Genomic DNA, 21,494 nt, shown 5'->3' with positions numbered 1-21,494 from the left:
AGCGAAGAGCGAAAGGAGGACAGTATGAATCTGCAAGTATGGGACCCCTTCCGTGAGATGGAAGCATTGTTAGACAGGTACAGCAGATCGGCAAGAAAGTCGGCATCTGGCGAGACCAAGGCGATTGACACCGGCGACTGGATGCCTTCTGTTGACATTGCCGAAACTGACGGCGAATTTGTCGTGCGGACAGAGCTGCCCGGCGTGAACAAAGAGGATGTGAAGGTGCATATTGACAACGGCATCCTGACCATCAAGGGCGAGAAGAAGCTCGAAACCAAGGACGAGAAACGCCACCGGATTGAATGCGCCTACGGCTCTTTTGTCCGCAGCTTCAGCCTGCCGCAGGATGTGGATGTGGAGAAAATTGAGGCCGAATACAAAAACGGCATCCTCTGTCTGAGCATCCCCAAGCTGGAGAAGGCGAAGCCGAAACAGATCGAGGTGAAAGTCAGCTGAGAGCGGCTATAGCGCATATCACCAGCAGCCCCGGAGAGCACTGCTTTCCGGGGCTGCGTATTTTTTTTCAGCCCCGCAGCAGCCTCGCCATATCTTTGGCGAAGTAAGTCAGGATGATATCCGCGCCTGCCCTTCTGATCGAAAGCAGCGTCTCGGCCATGACCCGCTGCTCGTCTATCCAGCCTTTGGCCGCAGCAGCCTTGATCATCGCGTATTCCCCGCTGACGTGATAGGCGGCGATGGGCAGGTCGAACTCATCGCGCAGGCGGCTGATGATGTCCAAATACGCGACCGCCGGTTTGACCATCAGGATGTCCGCACCCTCGTCCACATCCAAAGTGGCCTCGCGCAGGGCCTCGCGGCTGTTGGCCGGGTCCATCTGATAGCTGCGGCGGTCGCCGAACTGCGGCGCGCAGTCCGCCGCATCGCGGAAGGGGCCGTAGAAGGCCGAGGCGTATTTGACCGCGTAGGACATGATCGGCACGTTGTGAAAATCGTTCTCGTCCAGCGTGCTGCGGATTTCACTCACTCGGCCATCCATCATGTCTGACGGCGCGACCATGTCCGCCCCGGCCTGAGCGTGCGAGAGCGCGGTTTTGGCCAGCAGCTCCACCGTCGCGTCGTTGTCCACCTCTTTGCCCGCAAGGCAGCCGCAGTGCCCGTGATCGGTGTATTCGCAGAGACAAACATCGGTGATGACGGTGATGTCCGGCGCGGTGTTCTTCAACTCCTTGATTGCCTGCTGGACTATGCCGTTCTTCGCATGAGCACCGGAGCCGACCGCGTCCTTCTTCTCCGGCAGGCCGAAGAGAATCACCGAGCGGACACCGACTTCAAGGCAGTCCTTGGCCTCCTGCTTGAGCTGATCCACGGACAGGCGGAACACGCCCGGCATCGACGGCACCTCCTCCTTTTTGCCCTTGCCCGGCATGACAAAGAGCGGGTACACAAGCTGCTCCGCAGCCAGGCGGGTTTCACGGATCATGGCGCGGAAGTTCTCATTCCGCCGCATCCGGCGGGGACGGTATTCGGGAAAGACCATGTTGACGCTCCTGTGTTTTTTGGAGAAAGGACTGGCGGATTGCTGATTGTTTTTGGCGCCGCCAGCTTTTGTTTCAGCTTGTCGTAGTTTTTCTGGCAGCAGTCAACGGCCTATGCCTGCTGCTGCTCCTCCGCCTTGATCCCCAACGCCTTAAGCTTCTTGTGCAGGTGGCTGCGCTCCAGGCCGATCATCTCCGCTGTCTTGGAGATGTTGCCGCCGTGCTCCTCCAGCTTTTTGCAGAGATAATCGTATTCAAACTGCCGCCGCGCCTCCTTGAAGCCGAACTGGCACCAGTCCGGCAGGCTGACGGACCGGGCAGGCCGCGCCGCGCCGGGCTGAAGGAAGAAGCTCACATCCTCGGCAGTGATGAGCTGGCCGGGAGTCATGATCACCAGCCGTTCGACCAGGTTGCGCAGCTCGCGGATGTTGCCCGGCCAATCGTGGCGCATGAGCAGGGCCAGCGCGCCGTCGTCTAAACGCTTTTCGCCTAAGCCCCGGCTGCGGAGCTGGCGGAGGAATTCCGCCGCCAAGAGCGGGATGTCCTCCAGCCGCTCTTTCAAATCCGGGATGCGCAGCGGGATGACATTCAGGCGGTAGAAAAGGTCGGCACGGAAACGGCCTGCCTTGATCTCCTGCTCCAAATCCTTGTTGGTGGCCGCCAGAATGCGCACATCCACCTCGATCATCCTGCCGCCGCCGACCCGCTCGAAGTTCTTCTCTTGCAGGACGCGCAGCACCTTGGCCTGGCTCTTCAGGCTCATGTCGCCGATTTCATCAAGAAAGAGCGTCGAGCCGTCAGCCTGGTCAAACTTGCCCTGCTTGGCCTTGTCCGCGCCGGTGAAGGCTCCTTTCTCATAGCCGAAGAGTTCGGATTCAATCAGCTCCTCCGGGATGGCGGCGCAGTTGACCGCGATCATCGGGCTGGCGGCGCGGGACGACTGGCGGTGCACAGCCTGCGCGGCCAGCTCCTTGCCCGTGCCGTGGCCGCCGAGGATCAGCACCGAAGCGTCCGTGGGCGCGACCCGCTCGATCTGCCGCCGCAGCTGGCGGACAGCTTGGGATTCGCCGATGACCGCCGCCCCGGCAGGCGCGGCCTCGCGCAGGAGGCGGTTCTCGCGCTCCAAACGGGCCAGCCGCAGGCCCTGATTGACCGTCAGCACCACTTTATCATAAGAGAGCGGCTTCTCGATGAAATCAAAGGCGCCGATGCGGGTGGTCTGCACAGCGGTCTCAACGCTGCCGTGACCGGAAATCATGATTACCGGGGCTTCGCTCCAGTTCTGCCGGATGCGCTTGAGGGCCTCGATGCCGTCCATGCCCGGCAGCCAGATGTCTAAAAGAATCAAATCAACATCCCGCCGCGCCAGCAGATTCAACCCCTCTTCGGCAGAGGCGGCGGCTATTGGCTGAAAGCCCTCGTCCTCCAAAATGCCGGAGAGGCTCTCGCGGATCGCGCTTTCGTCGTCAATGATCAGGATGGTTGCGGACATGCTGGCTCCTCGCGGAGAAAGGGCAGCTCCACGATGACCGTCGTGCCGACCGGGACGTTGTCTTGCACCCGGATGGAGCCGTTGTGTTCGGAAACTATGGTGTTGGCAATGGCCAGACCAAGGCCGGTGCCGGATTTGCGGGTGGAGAAGTAGGGTTCAAAGAGCCGCCGCTTGACCTCCTCCGGGATGCCGGGGCCGTTGTCGCTGACCGTGACGCTGACTGTCTGCTGATTCTGGTCAAGGCCGATGGCGATGCTGACCGCGCCGCCGCCGCTGAGGACGCTGACCGCGTTGTCCAGGAGGTTGATCAGCACGCGGCGGATCTGCACCGGGTCAAAGGAGAAGGGCGGAAGCGGGCCGCGCTCCAATTGAAAATCAATATGCTTGCAGCCCTCGCGGTAGAGCACCAGCGTGTCCGCCGCCAATGCGGTTAAATCTGCCTGCTGCTTCTTGATGCGCGGCATCCGGGCGAAGTCGGAGAACTCCGTCACCAAGCGTTTGATCTCGTCCACCTGCTGAATGATGGTCGCGGTGCACTGGTCGAATATCTCCCGGTCCTTGCTGATGCTTTCCAGATACCGCTTGCGCAGCCGCTGCGCCGAAAGCTGGATCGGCGTGAGCGGGTTCTTGATCTCGTGGGCGATGCGGCGGGCCACCTCCTGCCAGGCCGCCAGACGCTGGGCTTTTTCCAGCTTGGTCAAGTTGTCAAAAACAATGACGTAGCCGATGGGCCGCTCGCGGTCGTCAAGCAGGCGGGTGATGTTGACCAGGAGCGAGTAGGTCTCGCCCTTGCGCACAGTCAGACTGAGATGCCGCTCGATGCTCCGCTGGCCGGACTCGCGCAGGTCGCTGAAAAACTGCTCCAGCATCGCCGCGTGCGAGAGCGGCAGCGCCTCGTGGAAGTCGCGCTGGAGGAAAAGCGCGGGGTCAATCCGCAGCAGCTTCTCGGCAAAGGGATTGATGATCGTGACCTGATGCTGCTCGTTGATGGCAATGACACCGGCGGCCACATTGCGGAGGATGGCTTCCAGATAGCGGCGGCGCTGCTCGGAGATCTGATTTGACTCCTGCAAGGCTTGGTGGGCTTCAGCAAGCTGGCTGTTGCTGGCGAGGAGATCGGCGGTCATTGAGTTGAAGGAGTCGACGAGCAGGCCCAGCTCGTCGTCTGAATCCTTCTCAATGGTGAAATTCAGCTCGCCGCCCGCGACCCGCTGCGTGGCCTCGGCCAGCTTGTTGATGGAGCTGGTCATGGAGCGGGCGATGTAGAAGCCGAACCAGATCGCCCCGAAAAGGATCAGCAGGGTGACGATCAGGAGCATGATGATCAGACTCAGCTTGATCGGCGCCTTGAGCAGGATGAGCTGCTTGTAGCCGGTGATGCCCTGCGAGACCGACTGCATCAGGGCCAGCTTCTCCGCCGGAATGAGCAGGCTGGCGACTAAAAAGGCGCGGTGCTGATCCTTCAGCCGCACCGGGACGATGGCCTGCACCAGCTCGCCGCTGCCGGTCTGCCGGGTGATGATCTCTGGCGAGCCGCTGAACGCCGCCCGGCGCAGGGCCTCGCTCGGCATGTCGGGCAGGGCGGCGTTGGCCAGCCGCTCGCCTTTGGCCGCCGCCCGCACCTGCAAATGGCGGTCGATGAGCATCAGCGCGTCCGGTGCGCCGGGCGGGGCCATGGCCAGCGTCCGGCTGAAAAGCTGCTGGAGGCCGCCGCTGTCCTCCAAACTGAGGTCGACATTCTCCAAAAGCAGGCTGAACTGCCGGCCCATGTTGGCGGCCCGGTTCTCGGTCTCCTGAAACATGTCCTGCGCCAGCCTGAGCGAGGCCTCGAGCGAGTCCTCGACATTGGTGTTGAACCAGTAGTCCATTGAGGTCGAGACTGAGCCGAGGGCAAAAACGAAGAGCACGGCGGTGGGCAGGATGGAGAGCGAGACAAAGGCGGCGACCAATTTGCCCCGCAGCCGCGCCCCGGCGATCCGGCTGCGGCGCTCGAAGAGCAGCTCGACCAGATTGCGCAGAATCAGATAGAGCATGAGCAGCAGCAGCAGGCCGTTGATGTTGATCAGGGCGAAGATCAGCACCGTGCTGGAGACCGGCAGATTCAGTCCGCCTTGCAGGAGCTGCCGCTGGAGCCAGATCAGCAGGGGAATCAGCAGCAGGCAGAAAAGGATGACCGCGCGGATGAGCCGCTGCTTTTTTTTGCGCTGCTCAGGACTGAGCATGACCGTCCGCCTCAGTAGGAAAATTCGACCAGCCGCCAGTCGGTCTCAAAGTTCCAGATGGAATAGAAAGGGATGAGGGAATGAATGCTCAAGGGCAGGGTGTTCTCCACCAGCGTGGCCTTGATGCGCAGGGCGTATCTCTCCCCGGCAAGCAGCTGCTCCAGCCGCGCCAGCTCAATTTTGTCCAGCTCGGCCATCATCTGCTCGGCCTCGGCCAGCGAGCGGGTGGCGCGGGGCCGGTCGTATTCAGAAAAGGCCACCTGATAATCGCGCCGGATCGGGTCGTAGCTGAGGGTGTGGTTGACGCCCAGGCTGCTGACCGTCTCGTTCAGCCACCAGCTGCGGAGCCGCTCCAGCCGGATTTTGAAGCGGAAGGTGACAGGAATGCCGTTCTGCACCCCCTCCAGCATTTCTTTGGTGAAGCAGTCTTTGACAGCTGCGGAGAGCAGCAGCCTGCCGTCCGCGCCAGTGAGGGTGAGCTTGGCGATGACCGGCTTGCCGCCGCCGCCCGCAGCGGGCCAGGACAGCAGAAAAAAAAGCAGCGGCAGACTGGCCAGCAGAGAAAAAAGTCGTATGCGCATGAATGAAGGATGACAGGAGCGGCAGAACCGCCTCTGCCGTGATTTGTCAGATGCAGCAGCGGGCCGTTGCCGCCGCCGATGATGAAACGGCATGAAATAAGGCAAAGTACACTATTTTGCCGCTCTTGTCCATGCGCCCGGCGCTGTTTTTTGAGCGCAGTTCCTCCTTGACAGGTCTCGGCGGGACGAGTAGATTTTGTGCATATGTCCATCTGCGGCTGCCGCAGCCAAATATTTCCTTCCAACAGGAGTGAAAAATCATGAGTTCTTCCTTGACCATTGCCGTGCCCTCTGACAATCCGGGCGGTTTGACCGCAAATATTTCCGGCCACTTCGGCCACTGTGACCTTTTCACTCTGATCAACATTCAGGAGGGAAAAATCGCTTCGGTTGACACTGTCGCCAATGTGGAGCACAGCGCAGGCGGCTGTCTGGCGCCGGTCAACTTGCTGCGGGACAAGGGCGTGGGAGCGATTGTGGTTGGCGGCATGGGCGCGCGGCCCATGCAGGCGTTTGCCGAGGCAGGCATTGCTGTCTACTATGCGGACCGCGCCGCTCTGCGCAATGTTGGCGAGGCTGCGGACGGCTTTTTGGCAGGCAAGTTCCCGCAGATGCGGCCTGAGCAGACCTGCCAGGGGCACGAAGGCGGCAGCTGCCAGCACCACTGAGATGTCGCCGCGCCCGAAAAAACAGCGCTGCTGCGAGGGCCGCTTTTCCGGCCAGATTTTCAAGCCGAACGGCATTCCTATGCGCAACCTCCGGCAGATCAGCCTGTTCCGGGACGAGCTGGAGGCTCTCCGGCTCTGTGATTTGGAGGAGCTGTTTCAGGAGCAGGCGGGCGAGCGGATGGGCGTGTCGCGCGGCACTGTGCAGCGCCTGCTGGCCTCAGCCCGCCGGAAAACCGCTGAAGCTCTGGTTTCCGGCGCGGCCTTGGTTTTAGCTGGCGATGAGGAAGACGGGACAGCGGAATGCCGGGATCAGGAAACAGCGGCTGCCTCCTGATCCCGGCTGGCTTCAATGGCCGTTGTCCAGCATGGCGGCCACAGCGCCGCTCAACTGCCTGATAGCCAGCGAGGATGGCGCGTCAGGGTAGATGACCACGCCGAGACAGCCTTGGGCCAAGGCTTGGGGCAGCTGTGGATCGTAAGGAATTTCCGCCAGCAGCGGCAGTCCGGCCTCGGCCATCCACGCCAGCAGGGCATTTTTTGATTTCTGGTGCATGTCCGCCCGGTTGATGACCACGCCCGCAGGCACCTTGAAGCCGCGCAGCACTTCCGCCGCCCGCTGCAAATCGCTGAGGGCGGAAGGAGTCGGCTCCGTCACTAACACCGCGTAGTCAGAACCTTTGAGCGAGGCGATCACCGGGCAGCCGATGCCGGGCGGGCCGTCGGTGAGCAGCAGGCTGCATCCGCTCAGGGCGGCCTCCTGTCTGGCCTGTTTTTTGACGAGATCCACCAGCCGCCCGGAGCTGGACTCGCCGATGCCCAGTTCGCCCGCCACCACCCGGATGGAGCCGTGGCGGACCAGATTGATTCTGCCGTTCTCCACCGGCTGGACAGCAATCGCCCCAGTCGGACAGACAATGGCGCAGGCACCGCAGCCCTCGCAGGAATAACTGACCACCACCGGCTCCTCGTCGCCGATGATTGAGTCAAACTTGCAGACTTCCGCGCATTTCAGGCAGCGGCTGCACCGGCTGTAATCAATCACGGCCTTGTTGGAGGCGGTGATGCCGCTGCTGCTGCCGAATGCCGCGCCCAGCACCACGTGCAGGTTGGGCGCGTCCACGTCGGTGTCCGCCAAGGTGATCCGTCTGCCGCCTTCGGCCAGCAGATGGCCGAGCGCGGCGGTCAGCGAGGATTTGCCCACGCCGCCTTTGCCGCTCAACACCACGATTTCCTTCATTGCCGCACCTCCTTGCCGCAGGCCGCCAGCTCTTCCGCCATGTCCATGAAGACCTTGGCCGCAGCGGAGTCCGGGCGGAATTCCACCACCGGCACCCCTTCGACATAGCTGGCCAGCAGGTCTTTGTCCAAGCTCAAGCTGGCGGCAATGTCGGCCTGATGGGCCGCCGCCAGCTGATGAATGTCGTCCAATCTGCCCGGCAGATCGGCGCGGTTGACCACCACGCTCCGGCTGACCTCAAACATCTCCAGCAGGGAGAGGATCAGGTCGAGGTCATGCGCGCCCAGCGGGGTCGGCTCGGTCACGGCCAGCGCATGAGCTGCGCCTTTGAGTGCGCCGATCACATTGCAGTGGGTGCCGGGCGAGGTGTCCACCAAGATGATGTCGAACTGCCTAGCCTCGGCAAAGGCCCGCTCCTTGACCGCTGTCACGATGTGCGCGCTTTCGGCCAGTCCGGGATGCAGCGCGCCGGTGTAGAGCGTCAGCCTGCCCCGGCTGTTTTTGTATGTCGTGCCGACAGAACGCTGTCCCCGACTGATGGCGCCTGCCGCCGGACAGACGAGAAAACAGGCTTCGCAGCCGTTGCATTCGCCCATCAGGGCGATGGTTTTCTCCTTGGCCCGGAACAGGCTGTGCATGGCGCAGGCTTTGACGCACTGCTGGCAGTCGGTGCAAAACTCCTGATTGAAAACCGGCTGCGTCACCGTCACATCCTGCTGCCCGGCCAAAGGCAGGCTGAGGAGGATGCCGCAGTTGGGCGCGTCCACATCCGCGTCAATCAGCGCGGTTTTTCTGCCTGACTTGGCCAAGGCGGCGGCCAGATTGACCGCCACTGTGGTCTTGCCCACCCCGCCCTTGCCGCCGGTGATGCCGATCACCGGCACGGTAAAGGGAGTCTGATGAAAAGCCCGGATGATCTCCGGGCGGAGTTCCGCGCTCACCGCCGCCCCCTCCCGCCGCCGCATTTGCCGCAGCCTTGGCCGCGTCCGCCGCCCATGCCTCTGCCCGGCCCTTGCCCCGCGCTGGCCGCAGAAACAGCTGCTCCGGCGGCAGAGCCTGCCCCAGCAGCGGAATACTGTCCGGCGCGGAACTGCGCCAAGGCTTCGGCGACGGTGCAGCGGCCCAGCCCTTCGTGCATGGCGATGCCTGCGGCGGCAAGCGCGGCCTGCGCCTTCGGCCCCAGCCTGCCGGTCAAAACGGCTTCGACCTTGTGTTCAGCCATGAGCTGGGCCGCTGCGATGCCTGCGCCCTGCACCGCGTCGGCGGAGCTGTTGACAAGGGCTTCCGCCGCCCCGGAATCAGTGTCAACAAACATGAACCATGGCGCACGGCCAAAGGCGCTGTCTGTCGGCGCGGACAAGGTGTTTCCTGCTGCGGTGATGCAAAGTTTCATGATGCCGCCTCCTGATAGAAGTGAGTTTATTTTGTGCTTATGCACATAATAAGCAGCAAGAAGACGGCTGTCAATCCCTTTGAAGGACAGAAAAAAGCAGTCAGGCTGATTCGAGCGCGGACTTTCCTTCGGCTGCGCTTGGAAAAACGGCTGCGGCCTTGGCTGACCGCAGCCGATTGCGCTTGACAGTCCCAGCGGCAAACCCCATATTTATAACCAGCATGAACAATCCCCCAAACACCTTGCACGGAGGAATGCAATGAAGAGAGTTGTCTTATTTCTGCTGACCAACATCGCAGTGATGCTGGTGCTGTCCGTCAGCGCCCGCATTTTCGGCGTGGACCGCTTCCTGACCGCAGGCGGCCTGAACATGGGAATGCTGCTGGCCTTTGCCGCGCTGATCGGCTTCGGCGGCTCCTTCATCTCGCTCTTCATGTCGAAGACGATGGCCAAGTGGAGCACCGGCGCGCAGGTCATTGAGCAGCCATCGACGCAGGAGGAGAAATGGCTGGTGGAGACTGTGGCCAAGCTGGCGGAGAAAGCCGGTCTGCCCATGCCTGAGGTGGCGATGTACGAAGGCGAGCCGAACGCCTTCGCCACTGGCCCCAGCAAGTCGAACTCGCTGGTGGCGGTGTCCACCGGACTGCTCCAGACGATGAACCGGCGGCAGGTGGAGGCGGTGCTGGCCCATGAAGTGGCCCACATAGCCAATGGCGACATGGTCACTCTGACCCTGATTCAAGGCGTGGTCAACACCTTTGTCATCTTCATTTCCCGCGCTGCTGCCTACGTGGTTGACAACTTCCTGCGCGGCGACGAGGAGGAGTCCAGCGGCCCCGGCTTGGCCTACATGGTGATCAGCATTGCCTTTGAGCTGCTCTTCGGCTTCCTTGCCAGCATCCTCGTTATGTACTTCTCCCGTCAGAGGGAGTACCGTGCTGACGCGGGCGCGGCCTATCTGCTCGGCGACGGGCGGCCCATGATCGACGCGCTCCGCGCTCTTGGCGGGATGCCGCCCAGCGAGCTGCCCAAGGAGATGGCTGCCAGCGGCATTTCCGGCAATTCAATGAAAGCCATCTTCAGCACCCACCCGCCGCTGGAAGACCGCATCGCCGCCTTGGAAGCGGCAGCCTGACAGCAGGCAGAGAGGGGACGCGCGTCCCCTCTCTGTCTATCCGATCAGGCTCGTCTGTTGAAGAAGAGAATGATGCCGCTGAGCGTCACAGTAAACAAGCCGAGGGCGAGGATCAGGCCGATGTAAGGCACTGGGAGGATCTCCCATGTGTGGAACGCAGGGCAAACGCATGACTTTCAGAATTAATTTATAATGTTAAACAGTAAAAAATAAAACATGAACAATCTCAATGTGTTGTGATTTCAAGCTATGTATTTTTTATATTCAGCAAAATCAAGATATTGCAACTTTAACCCTGTAATCATTTGAAATTTTATAGTTTGCGTGCAAAACACACGAAAAATGCTATCTATTTGATATTATTTCAAATATAAAAGTCATGCGTTTGCCCTGGTGTGGAACGAGACGGCAAGCTCTTTGATTTCTTTTTCGTATAACCCTGCTTTTCTGAACAGCAGAAACGCGCCGCCGAGGGATGAGAACAGAAACAGCGGTGAAAAGATGATGGCACAGGTGCGGTGAAACGTTCTGATCTTCATGCTTCCTTCCTTTTTTAAGTACTAATCATGTTCCGGCAGGCTGCCGGGCTGCCCTTTCTCTTATCATGTTGCAGTGCAGAAGTAAACAAGAAATGCGGAGGCGGCTGCTGTGAACGGCTCTAGGCAACACTTTACCTTTGCTGAACCGCCCGATCTAATGCCGGTCGAGTGCGGCGCAGGGCTTGGCCCAATCACGCTGGCCTACGAGACCTGGGGCGAGCTGAGTCCGCAGAAGGACAACGTCATCCTTGTTCTCCACGCCTTTTCCGGCGACTCGCACGTTGCCAGCCATGCGGGCGGCGACAGCAAGGCCCAGGAGGCTGGCTGGTGGGAATTCATGGTCGGGCCAGGCAAGGGCATAGACACACGCAAGTATTTCGTCCTGTGCAGTAACATCATTGGAGGCTGCATGGGCAGCACCGGGCCGTCGTCCGTCAATCCGGCCACCGGCCAGCCCTACGGCATGGACTTTCCCGTGGTCACGATCAAAGACATGGTGCGGGCGCAGAAGATGCTCCTCGACCATCTTGGCATCAGCCGGGTGCTGGCCGTGGTCGGCGGCTCGATGGGCGGGATGCAGGCCCTGCAATGGTGCGCCAGCTACCCGGAGGCCGTGGCTTCGGCAGTGCTGCTGGCAACCACTGCCCGGCATTCCGCCCTGGCTATTGCTTTCAACGAGATAGCCCGGCAGGCGATCATGACAGATCCCAAGTGGCGGCAGGGACGATACTACGGCGGAGAAGGGCCGGAACTGGGTTTGGCCGTGGCCCGGATGATCGGTCATGTCACCTACCTGTCCGATGAGGCGATGCGCCGCAAATTCGGTAGGAGGCTGCAAGGCCGCTGCTCGTTTTCCTATGACTTCAACGCTAACTTTCAGGTCGAGAGCTACCTGCACTATCAGGGAGAAAAGTTCGTCCGTCGCTTTGACGCAAACTCGCTGCTCTACATCACCAAGGCTGCTGACTACTTCGACTTCACCGCCGTGGACAGCGGCACGCTGACCCGCATGGCCGACGCTGGCGTGCGCGTTCTTGTCACTTCCTTTTCCTCAGACTGGCTCTATCCCACGTATCAATCCAAGGAGCTGGTCAGGCTGCTGAAAAAGAACAGCATCAACGTCAGCTTCTGCGAGATCCAAGCGGACAGCGGCCATGACGGCTTCCTCATTCCCAGCAAACGCCTGACCGGCCTGCTCGCCGGGTTCCTCGCTGCTCGCTCTGAAGAAGAACGCCGCTGAGGCCGGAAGGAGCATGACGTTATGCTTAACCCAATTTGTGACGTTTTTTCAACACTGTAAGCCAAGATAAAAAGAAAAACTTTCAATTCAAAACCACGCGAGGTGACAGCATGAATATGTGCTGGAAATCTTTGAGTGATGACGCTGAATGCCGATTCGATGCGTTTTCGGATGGATTCTATTCCATTTCCTATGAATGATTCGTATTTTATTTTGAATTATCCTTTCCATCAGAATCCAGATGAATATCTGACTGTTCAAGCTCATCTTCTATGTTATAGACATTATATGCTTTGTCGCCACAGACGAAACTTCCGGCAGAAAGAGGAAAGGAAAAGTCATAAAAAGAATTTGTGTCTGAATGTAACTTTGAATACAGGAATATTACCACATAAATTCCTAATTCTCTCATGAGAGCATGAGATTTCAGCCCGTAAAAGTATTAATTCCGGCTTGAAACATGTTCCCAGAAGCATTCGTCCTGATTATATTTTGCAGTGCCGCAGGCGGATGCTCCGGCAGGCAGGAACAGGAAAGCTGTCCGCGAGATAAATTTTCAATGAACTTATTGTTTGATACGGCCTGTTAAGCCTTCTTTGCTGCGGTTCTTCTTGCATACTGCCGTTTCTGCTTTTGTCGTGCCAAATATTTTATCAAAGAAGCCCTTCAGGTTGAAGGTGATGCCAAGGACAGGAATTCAATCCCAACAGCTTTCTCGTCTCCGCCTCTTTCAGGCGCAGGCCAAGCCGCTGAAATTCCGCAAGAGCCTTGAGGAGCAGCTCTTCCGCCTGCGCCCGTCTGCCGAAGCCCAAGTGCGCCTTGCCAAGGTACATCATGGTTTCGCCGAGCGCGTAATGCTTGCCGACAGCAAAGGCGGTGCTGGCTTTGTCGAGATACGGGACAGCCTCCTGATAGGATTGCATATCCACGAGGATTTTGCCCATGATCAGGCGGGCTTGGGCAACAGGCTGGTAATCATCTGGGTCTTCAGCGTTGTTGAGCAGCCATTCAAGTGCCTTCTCATTGGCGACTTTGGCTGTCTTGTAATCTCCTAAAATCCGAAGAGTTTCTGCGTACATTCTCAAATAAATAGATTTATCTTTCTGATTAATTTCTTCTCGAAACAAATCAATAGAAAGTTTCAGCAATCTCATGCTTTCATTTTCATTTTGTAATCTTGCGTAGTTTTGAGCAGCACGAAGATAAACTAAATAGGAAGGAGATTTATATTTTTCAAGAGTTTTAATTCTGCCGATAAACTTATCTTCAGCTTCTTTGTGTCTTTCTTGTAATGTGTACAATATTCCTATGTTATGACAATAAAGAGACTGGCTCCTTTCGTTCGCTTCTGCAATAGCTTTGATCCAGCAATTTTCAGCTTCTTTCCATTCACCTTGCTCTGCAAAAATCCATCCTAAGTTACTCAGGGAAGCAATCTTTTTAGAGCCTATTTTATCTTTGATAGATATACTCTGTTTTAAAAAATACTTGGCATTATCTTTGCATGACAGATAAGCACTGTTATCAAAACCTATATCATTTAATATCTCTGAAGCAGATACTATATTTCCTATTCTTTCAGATAGATTAATGGCATCCTCAAGGCAGGCGATTGATGTTTTTTGTTTTGCATATCTACGGTAAATATATGCCCTTGCGACAAGTGCTCGTACTTCAGATGTAGTATCCAGAGAAATTTTCGATAATTTCAATGCTTCTTGAGAATATTTTTCTGCTGCCGAAAAGTCTTTATCTCCTACTTTCCAAGTTAAACGACTCAGTATTCTCGATTGTAACGAAAAATTTTGAATTTCTTTCGCAAGAGAAAATCCTTTTTTTAGCATTAAAATGCTTTGCTCTATAGGAGCATCTTCTCCTGAAGATGAAATAAAATTACATACATCTCCAAGAAAATTATACAGTTCTGCTGCATGATTCTTCTTGCCTAAATGCTCATATAATACCAACGACTTGTCGAGCCATTTCTTTGTTTCCTGCGGTTTTCCACCCTTCCTGTCATACAGTCTCCCCAATTCCGCATAAAAATCAGCCTGCAACTCCTCCGCAATCTGCTCAACCAGCGGCAGATTCTCCTCAAGCAGCATTATCCCTGCTTGGATATGATTCTTCTCCTCCTGCGGATCGCCGCCATATTCCTCCGCCTTTGCCAGCTCAAGCAAAAGCCGCACTTTCTGTTCCGCATAGTCCTGCTCAGAAAGAACCTGCCGCCATTCCGACAAAGCCTCCATGCCCATCCTTGCGCAACGGACAGCCTCGGCAGAACCGTAACGCTCATTGGCACTCTGCGCCGCCTTCAGCGCATAAGAAACAGCTTTCGGCAAAATATGACCGGCAAGGAAATATCCAGCCAAAACGCCCGCAATTTTATCCTGCTCCGGCTGACATATTTCCTCCAATGCCGCTCCCATTTTGGCATGAAGATGTTCTTTCTTCGTTTTAGAAATTTTTCCATAAACATATTCCCGCAGCAGGTTGTGCCGGAAGGAAAAAGCATGAACTCGTGCCCCGTTCGGCAAATCTTTTCCGCCGTGATCCACAATGAGCTGATGTTTCTGCGCCAACTGCTCATCCAGCAGATCAATCAGCCCGCCGCAATCTTCCTGCTGCGCTTTGGCCACCGCCTGCGCAAAAAACTCATCGCCCTGCACACTGGCGCAGGCCAGCAGGTCATGCAAATGTTTGTCCAAACGCTCAACCCGTTCCCGCAAAATCGCTTCAATCCTCTTCGGCAGCACGGCAATATCCGCAACTGTCCCGGCAAGCCGCCACTGCGCTGCGCCATCAGTCTGCACAGTGCGGACAATCTGCCCCTTCTCTTCCATGTTTTTCAGCAGCTCGGCAAGAAAAAGCGCATTGCCCCGCGTGTGCTCCACCAGCAGCGTTTCAAATTGTGCTGAAAAATTAGTCTGATATTTTTCATGCAGAAACGAACGCACAAATCCTTTGATATCCGCCGCATCTTCCTCAGCAGAACGATCCAATGCCAGTTCTTCTGCGCCGTAGCGTTCAAGACTGGTCTTGATCTCAGCAAGGCGTTTGCCCGCCTCATACGGACGATAGGAGGCGACGAGGAAAATATTGTGCTGCTCCAGCTCGCGGCCCAAATGAAAAAGCAGGTTGATGGAAGACTCATCCGCCCAGTGCAGGTCATCCAGAAAGAGCAGCAAGGGAAATTTGGTAGAAATCTCCTGCATGATTTTCGAGTACCAGCCGTAAATCTGACGCGGATCCAAATCTTGCGGCAGACTGACCGCAGGAGCGTCCTTCTTTGTCCGCCAGCCCATCTTGTCGGCCAGCACCTGCAAGGCTTTGATCGGCAGACCAAGCACACCGATGAGATCAGGCCCGATTGTCCAGATGGTTTCAAAGGCGATTTCCATCACCTTCTTCAATTTGCCGCTGGAGTCTCGCACTTCCCGTTCATTGCTGAGAAGCTGCTCCAGCATGGTGCGGAAGGGCAAATAACTGGCATCGCTTACCGTGCATTTGCCGCAGACCGCCACCACATCGCCGCGCTTTTCCTGCACAATGCGGAGCATCTCCTGCGCCAAATCGGTTTTGCCCATGCCCGCTTCTCCGGTGATGAAGGCAATCCGCGCCTTGCCTGCAAACGCCTCTTCCGACAATGCGGCCAGCCGCTCCAGCTCTGCCTCTCGTCCGACGAAAAATGGCCTTTTTTTCATTTATTTTTTTGGATTTGCCGTTCCCGGCGATATCAAGGATGACAAAAGAAATAATACAGAGGCGGGAAAAGAGCTGCAAGGGCTGTTTTGAGCTGGCTGCCTGAGTGTTGACTCAGGCAGCATCGCTGCGGGGAAAAACAAAAAATCAGGCTGTCAGCCGCTGCACAGCCTCTTCATAGCGGGCCGCTGTTTTGGCGACAATCTCCGCAGGCAGCGGCGGCGGCGGAGGCTGCTTGTTCCAATCCAGCGAGGAGAGGTAATCGCGGAGAAACTGCTTGTCAAAACTCGGCTGGCCTTTGCCCGGCGCGTACTGATCCTGCGGCCAGAAGCGGGAGGAGTCGGGGGTCAGCGCCTCGTCAATCAGGATCAGCTCTCCGTCCGGGGTCATGCCCAGCTCAAACTTGGTGTCGGCGATGATGATGCCTTTGCTTAAGGCGTATTCCGCTGCCTTGGCATAGAGCCGCAGACTGATGTCCGCCATCTTCGCCGCTGTCTCCTTGCCGACTATCTCCTCCATCTTGGCGAAAGAAATATTCTCGTCATGCAGGCCTTGCTCGGCTTTGGTGGACGGCGTGAAAAGCGGCTGCGGAAACTTGTCGGATTCGCGCAAACCTGTCGGCAGCTCGAAACCGCAGACCGTGGTGTTCTTTTTGTACGCCGACCAGAAGGAGCCGGAAATATAACCCCGGACGATGCACTCGACCGGCATCACTTTGGTGCGGCGCACGAGCATGGAACGGCCTTCCAGCTGCTCGCGGTATTGTCGGCAGATCTCCGGGTACTGGTCAACGTCAGCGGAAATCAGATGGTTGGGGACGATGCCGCCCAGCAGCTGGAACCAGAAAAGGGAAATCTGCGTCAGCACCCGGCCTTTGCCCGGCACCGGGTCGTCCATGACCACGTCGTAGGCGGAAATCCGGTCGGTGGCGATCATGAGCAGCTTGTCCTCATGACCGGGTATTTCATACATGTCGCGCACCTTGCCCCGGTGCAGCAGCTTCAGTTCCGGCAGATTGGTTCGGGTGACAACGGCATTGCTCATGGCTGGAAAAGGAAACTGAGGTTGACGGAAGGGGTTGTAGGGGCAATTCATGAATTGCCCCTACAACCTATTACAGATTCAGCTCTTTCTTCACAGCGGCGATGACTGCGTCGCTGCTGGTCGCCTCGACCGGGAGCAGCTGGCCCTCGTTCTTATAAAAGCCGATCAGCGGGGCTGTCTTCTCATTGTAGGTGGCGAGACGGTGGATGATCGCCGCTTCGGTCTCGTCCTCGCGCTGCACGACCTTTGCGCCGCATTTGTCGCAGATGCCTTCCTGCTTGGGCGGGTTGGACTTGACGTTGTAGATGGCCTGGCAGGCGGAGTTTTCGCAGGTGCGGCGGGTGCAGAGGCGGTCAAGGATGACATCTTTCGGCACGTCAATGCTGACAACGCAGTCCAAGGTGATGCCTAATTTGACCAGCAGCTTCTTCAGCTCCTCGGCCTGCGGGATGGTGCGCGGAAAGCCGTCGAGCAGGAAGCCATTGGCGCAGTCCGGCTCTTGCAGGCGTTTCTCCATAATGCCCATGATCAGCGAGTCCGGCACGAGATCGCCGCGCTTCATGTAGCCTTCAGCTTCTTTGCCCAGCTCGGTTCCGGCTTGGACGGCGCCGCGCAGGATGTCGCCGGTGGAAATCTGGACAGAGCCGTCAATGGCAGTCAGCAGCTTGGCCACAGTGCCTTTGCCCGCGCCGGGCGCGCCGAGAAGAATCAGTTTCATAGTCTGCTCCGTATATGGTTGAAGAAAGGAAAGGCGGATGCCTGAGAAAGGGCGGAGCTGTCTGCCGCTCCGCAGCTGCGGAAAAAGAGACAGCATACACCATTTCTCAGCAAGATGGTAGGGGAAAGCGGGCAGGGGCGAAATTCTGCGCTGGTCTCAGGGCAGGCTGAGGCAGAAGCTGTCGCGCCGGTGAAAATCAGGCTGCGGGCCGCAGTGGCGCAAGGCCCAGAAGCTCGTTTGACCATTGCGGCCTTGAATGACTGCGCTTGCCGCCGCCTCGGCAGGCTGCTCCGGGGCGATGATCCTGTCTGCGGGGAAGACGAATTCAAGCGTCAGAAAGTCGGACTGCCGATCAATCTGACAGGGCAGCGCGGTGACAGCCAGCTCCTCCCGCATTCCCTCGCGGTATGCGGCAAAGGCGTAAATATTCCAGTCGCCGGAGGGCGAAAGGTTGACCTCCCAATACTGCGGCGAGCCTGCGGGCGCGACGAACAGCTCGAAGCAGGTCTGCTGCCAGAGCTGATCCCGGCGGGCGGGAACAACTGACTGCTCCGGCAGGAGCAGCTTCTTCAGCCAGCCGCGCAGCTCGCAGCGGAACAGCAAGCCGGAGGAGCTGCGTGCCGCGCTGACAGCCAGCTCAAGGCCGGCAGTCAGGCTGTCCGCAGCAAAGGGCCGCAGCTGCGCCGTCACTCCATCTTGTAGCCGCATTTAAGCGTGGCATGGAAGGTGCAGCTCTGCTTGGGCGCCCACGAGGTGCCCTTGTCGCTCTCGCTGGCGATGTTGTACAGCTCCACATCTTTCAGCGTCGGCTTGAGACGGACACCCGGCTGCCGTTTCGCCGCCGTCCACGCCTCGCATTTGTCCCACGCCTCGTTTTTGATCCGGTTTTCGCCGCAGTTGGTCACGCCTGCGCCTTGGATGGTCAGCAAAGGCGACCAGCGCATTCCGCTGCTGTCCACATACTCCTGGCCCGCCGCTTTTTTCTTTTTGGGAACGCTCTTTCCGGCGGCCTTGACGGCTCCCGGCTTTGGCTTGGCCAGCACATAAAGGCATTTCACTTTCGCCTCATAGGAGCAGCCTGCCGGAGTCTGCGGCTTGGTTGTGAAGCCGTGCAGCTCCACGTTTTTAATCACCGGTCTGCTAGGCAGCCCTTTCTTCTTGGCCGCCCAGATTTCACATTTGCCCCATGCCGCGCTGGTGAGCTGCTTCGCGCCGCAGTCCGGCAGCCCGCCGCCTTTGATGCGCAGCAGGCCAGACCGCCGGATTGCGGCGGTCTTTTTCTTGGTTTTCAAGGCAGTCCGTTTTGCTCCTGCCTTTGTTGGAGCCGGAACCGCAGCGGTCGTTTTTTGCGCCTTTTGTTTTTTCACCGCCGCCTGCTTGGGCGGCGGAGTTTTTTTGTCCGCCGCCCCGTCCGCGCATTGGCCGATAATCAGCTCGCCATTCTCGCCTGGCGGCGGCGCGTCGCAGCCAGCCGCCGCTTCGCCTTTCGGCTTGAGCAGTCCTTTCAGCTTGAGTTTCGGGCCAGTCTCAATGGCGTAGCCGCATTTCACATTGGCATGAAACGTGCAGTCCAGCTTTGGATCCCAAGAGGTGCCTTTATCTGTTTCGGTGGCAATGTTGTACAGCTCGACATCTTTAATCACCGCGCCTTTCTTTTCTTTCGCCCATGCTTCGCATTTGTCCCAGGCCTCGTTGCTGATCCGCGTTTTGCCGCAGTTGGTCGCGCCTTTCCCTGTGATGGGAATTACCTCTGACCACTTCAGCTCCTTGCTGAAGCTCAGTTGCGGTAGAATGCAGTTCAGCGCAAGGCATGACGCAAGCAGTATCCTCTTCATTCTCTTCTCCCGTTTTGGCGGCGCGGCAGCTGGCCTTTAATCTGACAAAAAATATATTGTCATTATAAACAAGAGGATAGTTCTGAGTCAAATTTTTTTTACTGCCTGCGGCAAAATGCGGGAAAGCAGACGTTTTTTTTCAGCCCGCCATCAGCTCGGTGCTCAGATAGCGCTCGCCGGTGTCCGGCAGCACGGCCACGATCAGCTTGCCGACATTCTCCGTTCTGGCTGCGAGCTTCTTGGCCGCCGCCGCCGCCGCACCGGAAGATATGCCGCAGAGGATGCCGTCCTGCCGGGCCAAGCTGCGGGCCGCTTCCATCGCCTCGTCATTGCTGACTTGCATCACTTCATCAATCAGGCTGAGATCAAGAATCTTCGGCACAAAACCTGCGCCGATGCCCTGAATCTTGTGCGGGCCGGGCGCGCCGCCGGAGAGCACCGGCGAGGCGGCAGGCTCCACAGCAATCAGGCGCAGGGCAGGATTCTGCTCTTTGAGAAAACGGCCCGCGCCGGTGATCGTGCCGCCGGTGCCCACGCCTGCGATAAAGAAATCAACGCGCCCGTCCGTCTGCCGCCAAATTTCCGGCCCGGTCGTGCGATAGTGCATAGCCGGGTTGGCCGGATTTTCAAACTGATTGGGCATCCACGCGGACTTGTGTTCTTGCAGCAGCTCCTGAGCGCGGGCGATGGCTCCTTTCATGCCCAAAGGGCCGGGGGTCAGCACCAGCTCCGCGCCAAGATAGGTCAGCAGCTTGCGCCGTTCCACGCTCATGGTTTCCGGCATGGCGAGGATCAGCCGGTAGCCACGCGCGACGCAGACAAAGGCAAGGCCGATGCCGGTGTTGCCGGAGGTCGGCTCGATGATCACCGTGTCCGGCCCGATCAGCCCGTCCTGCTCCGCCGCCTCGATCATTGCCACAGCCACCCGGTCTTTGACGCTGCCGAGCGGATTGGCCGATTCCAGCTTGACCGCGATCTCCGCGCCGCAGCCCGCGCTGAAGCGGTTGAGCCGCACCAAGGGCGTGTTGCCTGCGCTGCCAGCCAAATCCTTGCAGATGTCCATTGCCGCCTCCCTATTGATTGTGATTGGTTTCGCCGTTCTTGCCGATATAAACCAGCTCTGGCTGCTTGAGCAGCACCTTGGTGTCCGGGCCGACGCTCTTGGTCAGCCAGACGTTACCGCCGACGATGGAGCGCGCCCCGATCACTGTTTCCCCGCCAAGAATAGTGGCGTTGGCGTAGATGATTACATCATCCTCAATGGTCGGGTGGCGTTTGACGTGCTTGAGCTGTCTGCCCGCGCCTTTGGGCAGGGAAAGTGCGCCCAAGGTCACGCCCTGATAGAGCCGCACCCGCCTGCCGATGGTGCTGGTCTCGCCGATCACCACGCCCGCGCCGTGGTCAATGAAGAAGGATTCGCCGATGGTCGCGCCGGGATGGATGTCAATGGCGGTGCGGTGGTAGGCGTACTCGCTCATGATGCGCGGCAGCAGCGGCACTTCCAGCTCATAGAGCCGGTGCGCCAGCCGATAGACCAGCACGGCGAAGAGGCCGGGATAGCTGAAAATCACCTCGTCGGCATTGGCCGCCGCCGGGTCGCCTTCAAGGGCCGCGCTGATGTCGGTCTCCAGCGTCTCGCGGATTTGCGGCAGCGAGCGGATGAACTCTGCCGCCAGCTCGCTGCTGCGCTCCCCGCAGAGCGAGCAGGAATGGCGGCGGCGGAAGCATTCGTGGCGGAGGGCGGAGTTGAGCTGATGACTGAGATTTTTGTGAAAAATGGTGAGATTGTGGCCAAGGTGGTATTCCAAGCTGGACGGGCTGGGCAGAGTCGAACGGCTGAAATAACCGGGAAAAAGGATGCGCTGGGCCTCCAAAATCAGCTCAATGGTCTCATGCCGTGACGGAATCTCCACTGGCTCGATGTGGCTCGACCAGCGGCGCGAGCTGAAGCCCTCGGCCAGTTTTTCGACAACCGAGGGGATGAAGTCGGATGCAGGCTCTGCGCAGAGCCGCACCTCGGCGGTGCAGCCGCAGGGTTCTGTTGTTTTGCCGGACATGGGAGGCTCCTTCGCGGAATCCGCTGCTTGAACGATTTGCTTTTGTTTTGATATAACAAGAAATTCCCCTGCTGTCAAACAGCAAGGCCAGTCTGCGGCGGAAATTGAAACGGAAGGTGAAAAAAAGAGGCA

At 58.2% G+C, this 21,494-nt stretch carries 20 protein-coding genes; 5 read left to right on the top strand and 15 right to left on the bottom strand.

What is annotated here, in order from left to right; translation table 11 throughout:
- Positions 1 to 24: 24 nt before the first annotated feature.
- Complete coding sequence (locus ACNKH3_RS10285) at positions 25 to 459, top strand: Hsp20/alpha crystallin family protein (RefSeq protein ID WP_420209171.1); 435 nt, start codon at positions 25 to 27, stop codon at positions 457 to 459.
- A gap of 67 nt (positions 460 to 526) precedes the next feature.
- On the opposite strand, the gene hemB is transcribed toward ACNKH3_RS10285, so the two are convergent.
- The 4 genes from hemB to ACNKH3_RS10265 all read right to left on the bottom strand — a co-directional run bounded on the left by hemB (position 527) and on the right by ACNKH3_RS10265 (position 5,794).
- Entirely contained in the window at positions 527 to 1,501 is a 975-nt protein-coding gene (hemB, locus tag ACNKH3_RS10280) for a porphobilinogen synthase (RefSeq protein WP_420209170.1), read from the bottom strand.
- 110 nt (positions 1,502 to 1,611) lie between these two features.
- Positions 1,612 to 2,991 (bottom strand): sigma-54-dependent transcriptional regulator, encoded by a 1,380-nt coding sequence (locus ACNKH3_RS10275; protein ID WP_420209169.1) that lies wholly within the window; start codon positions 2,989 to 2,991, stop codon positions 1,612 to 1,614.
- A complete protein-coding gene (locus ACNKH3_RS10270) occupies positions 2,973 to 5,213 on the bottom strand; it encodes an ATP-binding protein (RefSeq protein WP_420209168.1) in 2,241 nt (746 codons plus the stop codon). The genes ACNKH3_RS10275 and ACNKH3_RS10270 overlap by 19 nt, the downstream gene beginning before the upstream one ends.
- Positions 5,214 to 5,224: 11 nt before the next feature.
- A complete protein-coding gene (locus tag ACNKH3_RS10265) occupies positions 5,225 to 5,794 on the bottom strand; it encodes a DUF4390 domain-containing protein (RefSeq protein ID WP_420209167.1) in 570 nt (189 codons plus the stop codon).
- A gap of 260 nt (positions 5,795 to 6,054) precedes the next feature.
- Between ACNKH3_RS10265 and ACNKH3_RS10260 the strand changes: the two genes are divergently transcribed.
- Both ACNKH3_RS10260 and ACNKH3_RS10255 read left to right on the top strand, forming a co-directional pair.
- Positions 6,055 to 6,462, top strand: coding sequence for a NifB/NifX family molybdenum-iron cluster-binding protein (locus ACNKH3_RS10260; RefSeq protein WP_420209166.1), 408 nt, complete (start codon positions 6,055 to 6,057; stop codon positions 6,460 to 6,462).
- A 1-nt stretch (position 6,463) separates the two neighbouring features.
- Positions 6,464 to 6,796, top strand: a complete 333-nt coding sequence (locus tag ACNKH3_RS10255; protein ID WP_420209165.1) for a DUF134 domain-containing protein — start codon at positions 6,464 to 6,466, stop codon at positions 6,794 to 6,796.
- A gap of 12 nt (positions 6,797 to 6,808) precedes the next feature.
- Here ACNKH3_RS10255 and ACNKH3_RS10250 read toward each other — a convergent pair whose 3' ends face one another.
- The 3 genes from ACNKH3_RS10250 to ACNKH3_RS10240 are packed head-to-tail and all read right to left on the bottom strand — an operon-like array spanning position 6,809 to position 9,092.
- Positions 6,809 to 7,699: an ATP-binding protein gene (locus tag ACNKH3_RS10250; RefSeq protein ID WP_420209164.1), complete on the bottom strand. Its 891-nt coding sequence runs from the start codon at positions 7,697 to 7,699 to the stop codon at positions 6,809 to 6,811.
- Positions 7,696 to 8,664, bottom strand: a complete 969-nt coding sequence (locus ACNKH3_RS10245) for a P-loop NTPase (RefSeq protein ID WP_420209163.1) — start codon at positions 8,662 to 8,664, stop codon at positions 7,696 to 7,698. Before ACNKH3_RS10245 ends, ACNKH3_RS10250 begins: the two co-directional genes overlap by 4 nt.
- Positions 8,637 to 9,092: a NifB/NifX family molybdenum-iron cluster-binding protein gene (locus ACNKH3_RS10240; RefSeq protein ID WP_420209162.1), complete on the bottom strand. Its 456-nt coding sequence runs from the start codon at positions 9,090 to 9,092 to the stop codon at positions 8,637 to 8,639. Before ACNKH3_RS10240 ends, ACNKH3_RS10245 begins: the two co-directional genes overlap by 28 nt.
- 259 nt (positions 9,093 to 9,351) lie before the next feature.
- On the opposite strand from ACNKH3_RS10240, the gene htpX reads away from it, so the two are divergent.
- Positions 9,352 to 10,227, top strand: coding sequence for a protease HtpX (htpX, locus tag ACNKH3_RS10235; RefSeq protein ID WP_420209161.1), 876 nt, complete (start codon positions 9,352 to 9,354; stop codon positions 10,225 to 10,227).
- 377 nt (positions 10,228 to 10,604) lie between these two features.
- Here the strand turns inward: htpX and ACNKH3_RS10230 are convergent, their stop codons facing one another.
- Complete coding sequence (locus ACNKH3_RS10230) at positions 10,605 to 10,766, bottom strand: hypothetical protein (protein WP_420209160.1); 162 nt, start codon at positions 10,764 to 10,766, stop codon at positions 10,605 to 10,607.
- Positions 10,767 to 10,875: 109 nt separating this feature from the next.
- Here ACNKH3_RS10230 and metX point away from each other — a divergent pair, with 109 nt between their 5' ends.
- On the top strand, positions 10,876 to 12,006 hold the full coding sequence (gene metX / locus ACNKH3_RS10225; protein WP_420209159.1) for a homoserine O-acetyltransferase MetX: 1,131 nt from the start codon (positions 10,876 to 10,878) through the stop codon (positions 12,004 to 12,006).
- Between the two features lie 653 nt (positions 12,007 to 12,659).
- On the opposite strand, the gene ACNKH3_RS10220 is transcribed toward metX, so the two are convergent.
- The 7 genes from ACNKH3_RS10220 to epsC all read right to left on the bottom strand — a co-directional run bounded on the left by ACNKH3_RS10220 (position 12,660) and on the right by epsC (position 21,362).
- Positions 12,660 to 15,710: an AAA family ATPase gene (locus ACNKH3_RS10220; RefSeq protein WP_420209158.1), complete on the bottom strand. Its 3,051-nt coding sequence runs from the start codon at positions 15,708 to 15,710 to the stop codon at positions 12,660 to 12,662.
- Positions 15,711 to 15,855: 145 nt separating this feature from the next.
- Complete coding sequence (locus ACNKH3_RS10215) at positions 15,856 to 16,752, bottom strand: phosphoribosylaminoimidazolesuccinocarboxamide synthase (protein WP_420209181.1); 897 nt, start codon at positions 16,750 to 16,752, stop codon at positions 15,856 to 15,858.
- Positions 16,753 to 16,822: 70 nt separating this feature from the next.
- Positions 16,823 to 17,470, bottom strand: coding sequence for an adenylate kinase (locus ACNKH3_RS10210; RefSeq protein WP_420209157.1), 648 nt, complete (start codon positions 17,468 to 17,470; stop codon positions 16,823 to 16,825).
- Positions 17,471 to 17,626: 156 nt separating this feature from the next.
- The gene (locus ACNKH3_RS10205; protein ID WP_417915740.1) at positions 17,627 to 18,178 is read right to left on the bottom strand and encodes a DOMON-like domain-containing protein; all 552 of its coding nucleotides are present in this window, start codon (positions 18,176 to 18,178) and stop codon (positions 17,627 to 17,629) included.
- Positions 18,157 to 19,305 (bottom strand): hypothetical protein, encoded by a 1,149-nt coding sequence (locus ACNKH3_RS10200; protein WP_417915739.1) that lies wholly within the window; start codon positions 19,303 to 19,305, stop codon positions 18,157 to 18,159. The genes ACNKH3_RS10205 and ACNKH3_RS10200 overlap by 22 nt, the downstream gene beginning before the upstream one ends.
- 139 nt (positions 19,306 to 19,444) lie before the next feature.
- Positions 19,445 to 20,368, bottom strand: coding sequence for a cysteine synthase A (cysK, locus tag ACNKH3_RS10195; RefSeq protein WP_417915738.1), 924 nt, complete (start codon positions 20,366 to 20,368; stop codon positions 19,445 to 19,447).
- Positions 20,369 to 20,378: 10 nt separating this feature from the next.
- On the bottom strand, positions 20,379 to 21,362 hold the full coding sequence (epsC, locus tag ACNKH3_RS10190; RefSeq protein ID WP_417915737.1) for a serine O-acetyltransferase EpsC: 984 nt from the start codon (positions 21,360 to 21,362) through the stop codon (positions 20,379 to 20,381).
- Positions 21,363 to 21,494: the final 132 nt, after the last annotated feature.

This window comes from Candidatus Electronema sp. JC, from assembly GCF_048287365.2.
GTDB lineage: Bacteria > Desulfobacterota > Desulfobulbia > Desulfobulbales > Desulfobulbaceae > Electronema.
The sequence above is the reverse complement of the archived record's forward strand: the minus strand, read 5'-3'. Positions and strand labels throughout refer to the sequence as shown.

Excerpts from the sequence above, each read along its gene's own strand:
- ACNKH3_RS10285 (WP_420209171.1), top strand. The coding sequence starts at position 25 with ATGAATCTGCAAGTATGGGACCCCTTCCGTGAGATGGAAGCATTGTTA.
- hemB (WP_420209170.1), bottom strand. The coding sequence starts at position 1,501 with ATGGTCTTTCCCGAATACCGTCCCCGCCGGATGCGGCGGAATGAGAAC.
- ACNKH3_RS10275 (WP_420209169.1), bottom strand. The coding sequence starts at position 2,991 with ATGTCCGCAACCATCCTGATCATTGACGACGAAAGCGCGATCCGCGAG.
- ACNKH3_RS10270 (WP_420209168.1), bottom strand. The coding sequence starts at position 5,213 with ATGCTCAGTCCTGAGCAGCGCAAAAAAAAGCAGCGGCTCATCCGCGCG.
- ACNKH3_RS10265 (WP_420209167.1), bottom strand. The coding sequence starts at position 5,794 with ATGCGCATACGACTTTTTTCTCTGCTGGCCAGTCTGCCGCTGCTTTTT.
- ACNKH3_RS10260 (WP_420209166.1), top strand. The coding sequence starts at position 6,055 with ATGAGTTCTTCCTTGACCATTGCCGTGCCCTCTGACAATCCGGGCGGT.
- ACNKH3_RS10255 (WP_420209165.1), top strand. The coding sequence starts at position 6,464 with ATGTCGCCGCGCCCGAAAAAACAGCGCTGCTGCGAGGGCCGCTTTTCC.
- ACNKH3_RS10250 (WP_420209164.1), bottom strand. The coding sequence starts at position 7,699 with ATGAAGGAAATCGTGGTGTTGAGCGGCAAAGGCGGCGTGGGCAAATCC.
- ACNKH3_RS10245 (WP_420209163.1), bottom strand. The coding sequence starts at position 8,664 with ATGCGGCGGCGGGAGGGGGCGGCGGTGAGCGCGGAACTCCGCCCGGAG.
- ACNKH3_RS10240 (WP_420209162.1), bottom strand. The coding sequence starts at position 9,092 with ATGAAACTTTGCATCACCGCAGCAGGAAACACCTTGTCCGCGCCGACA.
- htpX (WP_420209161.1), top strand. The coding sequence starts at position 9,352 with ATGAAGAGAGTTGTCTTATTTCTGCTGACCAACATCGCAGTGATGCTG.
- ACNKH3_RS10230 (WP_420209160.1), bottom strand. The coding sequence starts at position 10,766 with ATGAAGATCAGAACGTTTCACCGCACCTGTGCCATCATCTTTTCACCG.
- ACNKH3_RS10220 (WP_420209158.1), bottom strand. The coding sequence starts at position 15,710 with ATGAAAAAAAGGCCATTTTTCGTCGGACGAGAGGCAGAGCTGGAGCGG.
- ACNKH3_RS10215 (WP_420209181.1), bottom strand. The coding sequence starts at position 16,752 with ATGAGCAATGCCGTTGTCACCCGAACCAATCTGCCGGAACTGAAGCTG.
- ACNKH3_RS10210 (WP_420209157.1), bottom strand. The coding sequence starts at position 17,470 with ATGAAACTGATTCTTCTCGGCGCGCCCGGCGCGGGCAAAGGCACTGTG.
- ACNKH3_RS10205 (WP_417915740.1), bottom strand. The coding sequence starts at position 18,178 with ATGCGGCTACAAGATGGAGTGACGGCGCAGCTGCGGCCCTTTGCTGCG.
- ACNKH3_RS10200 (WP_417915739.1), bottom strand. The coding sequence starts at position 19,305 with ATGAAGAGGATACTGCTTGCGTCATGCCTTGCGCTGAACTGCATTCTA.
- cysK (WP_417915738.1), bottom strand. The coding sequence starts at position 20,368 with ATGGACATCTGCAAGGATTTGGCTGGCAGCGCAGGCAACACGCCCTTG.
- epsC (WP_417915737.1), bottom strand. The coding sequence starts at position 21,362 with ATGTCCGGCAAAACAACAGAACCCTGCGGCTGCACCGCCGAGGTGCGG.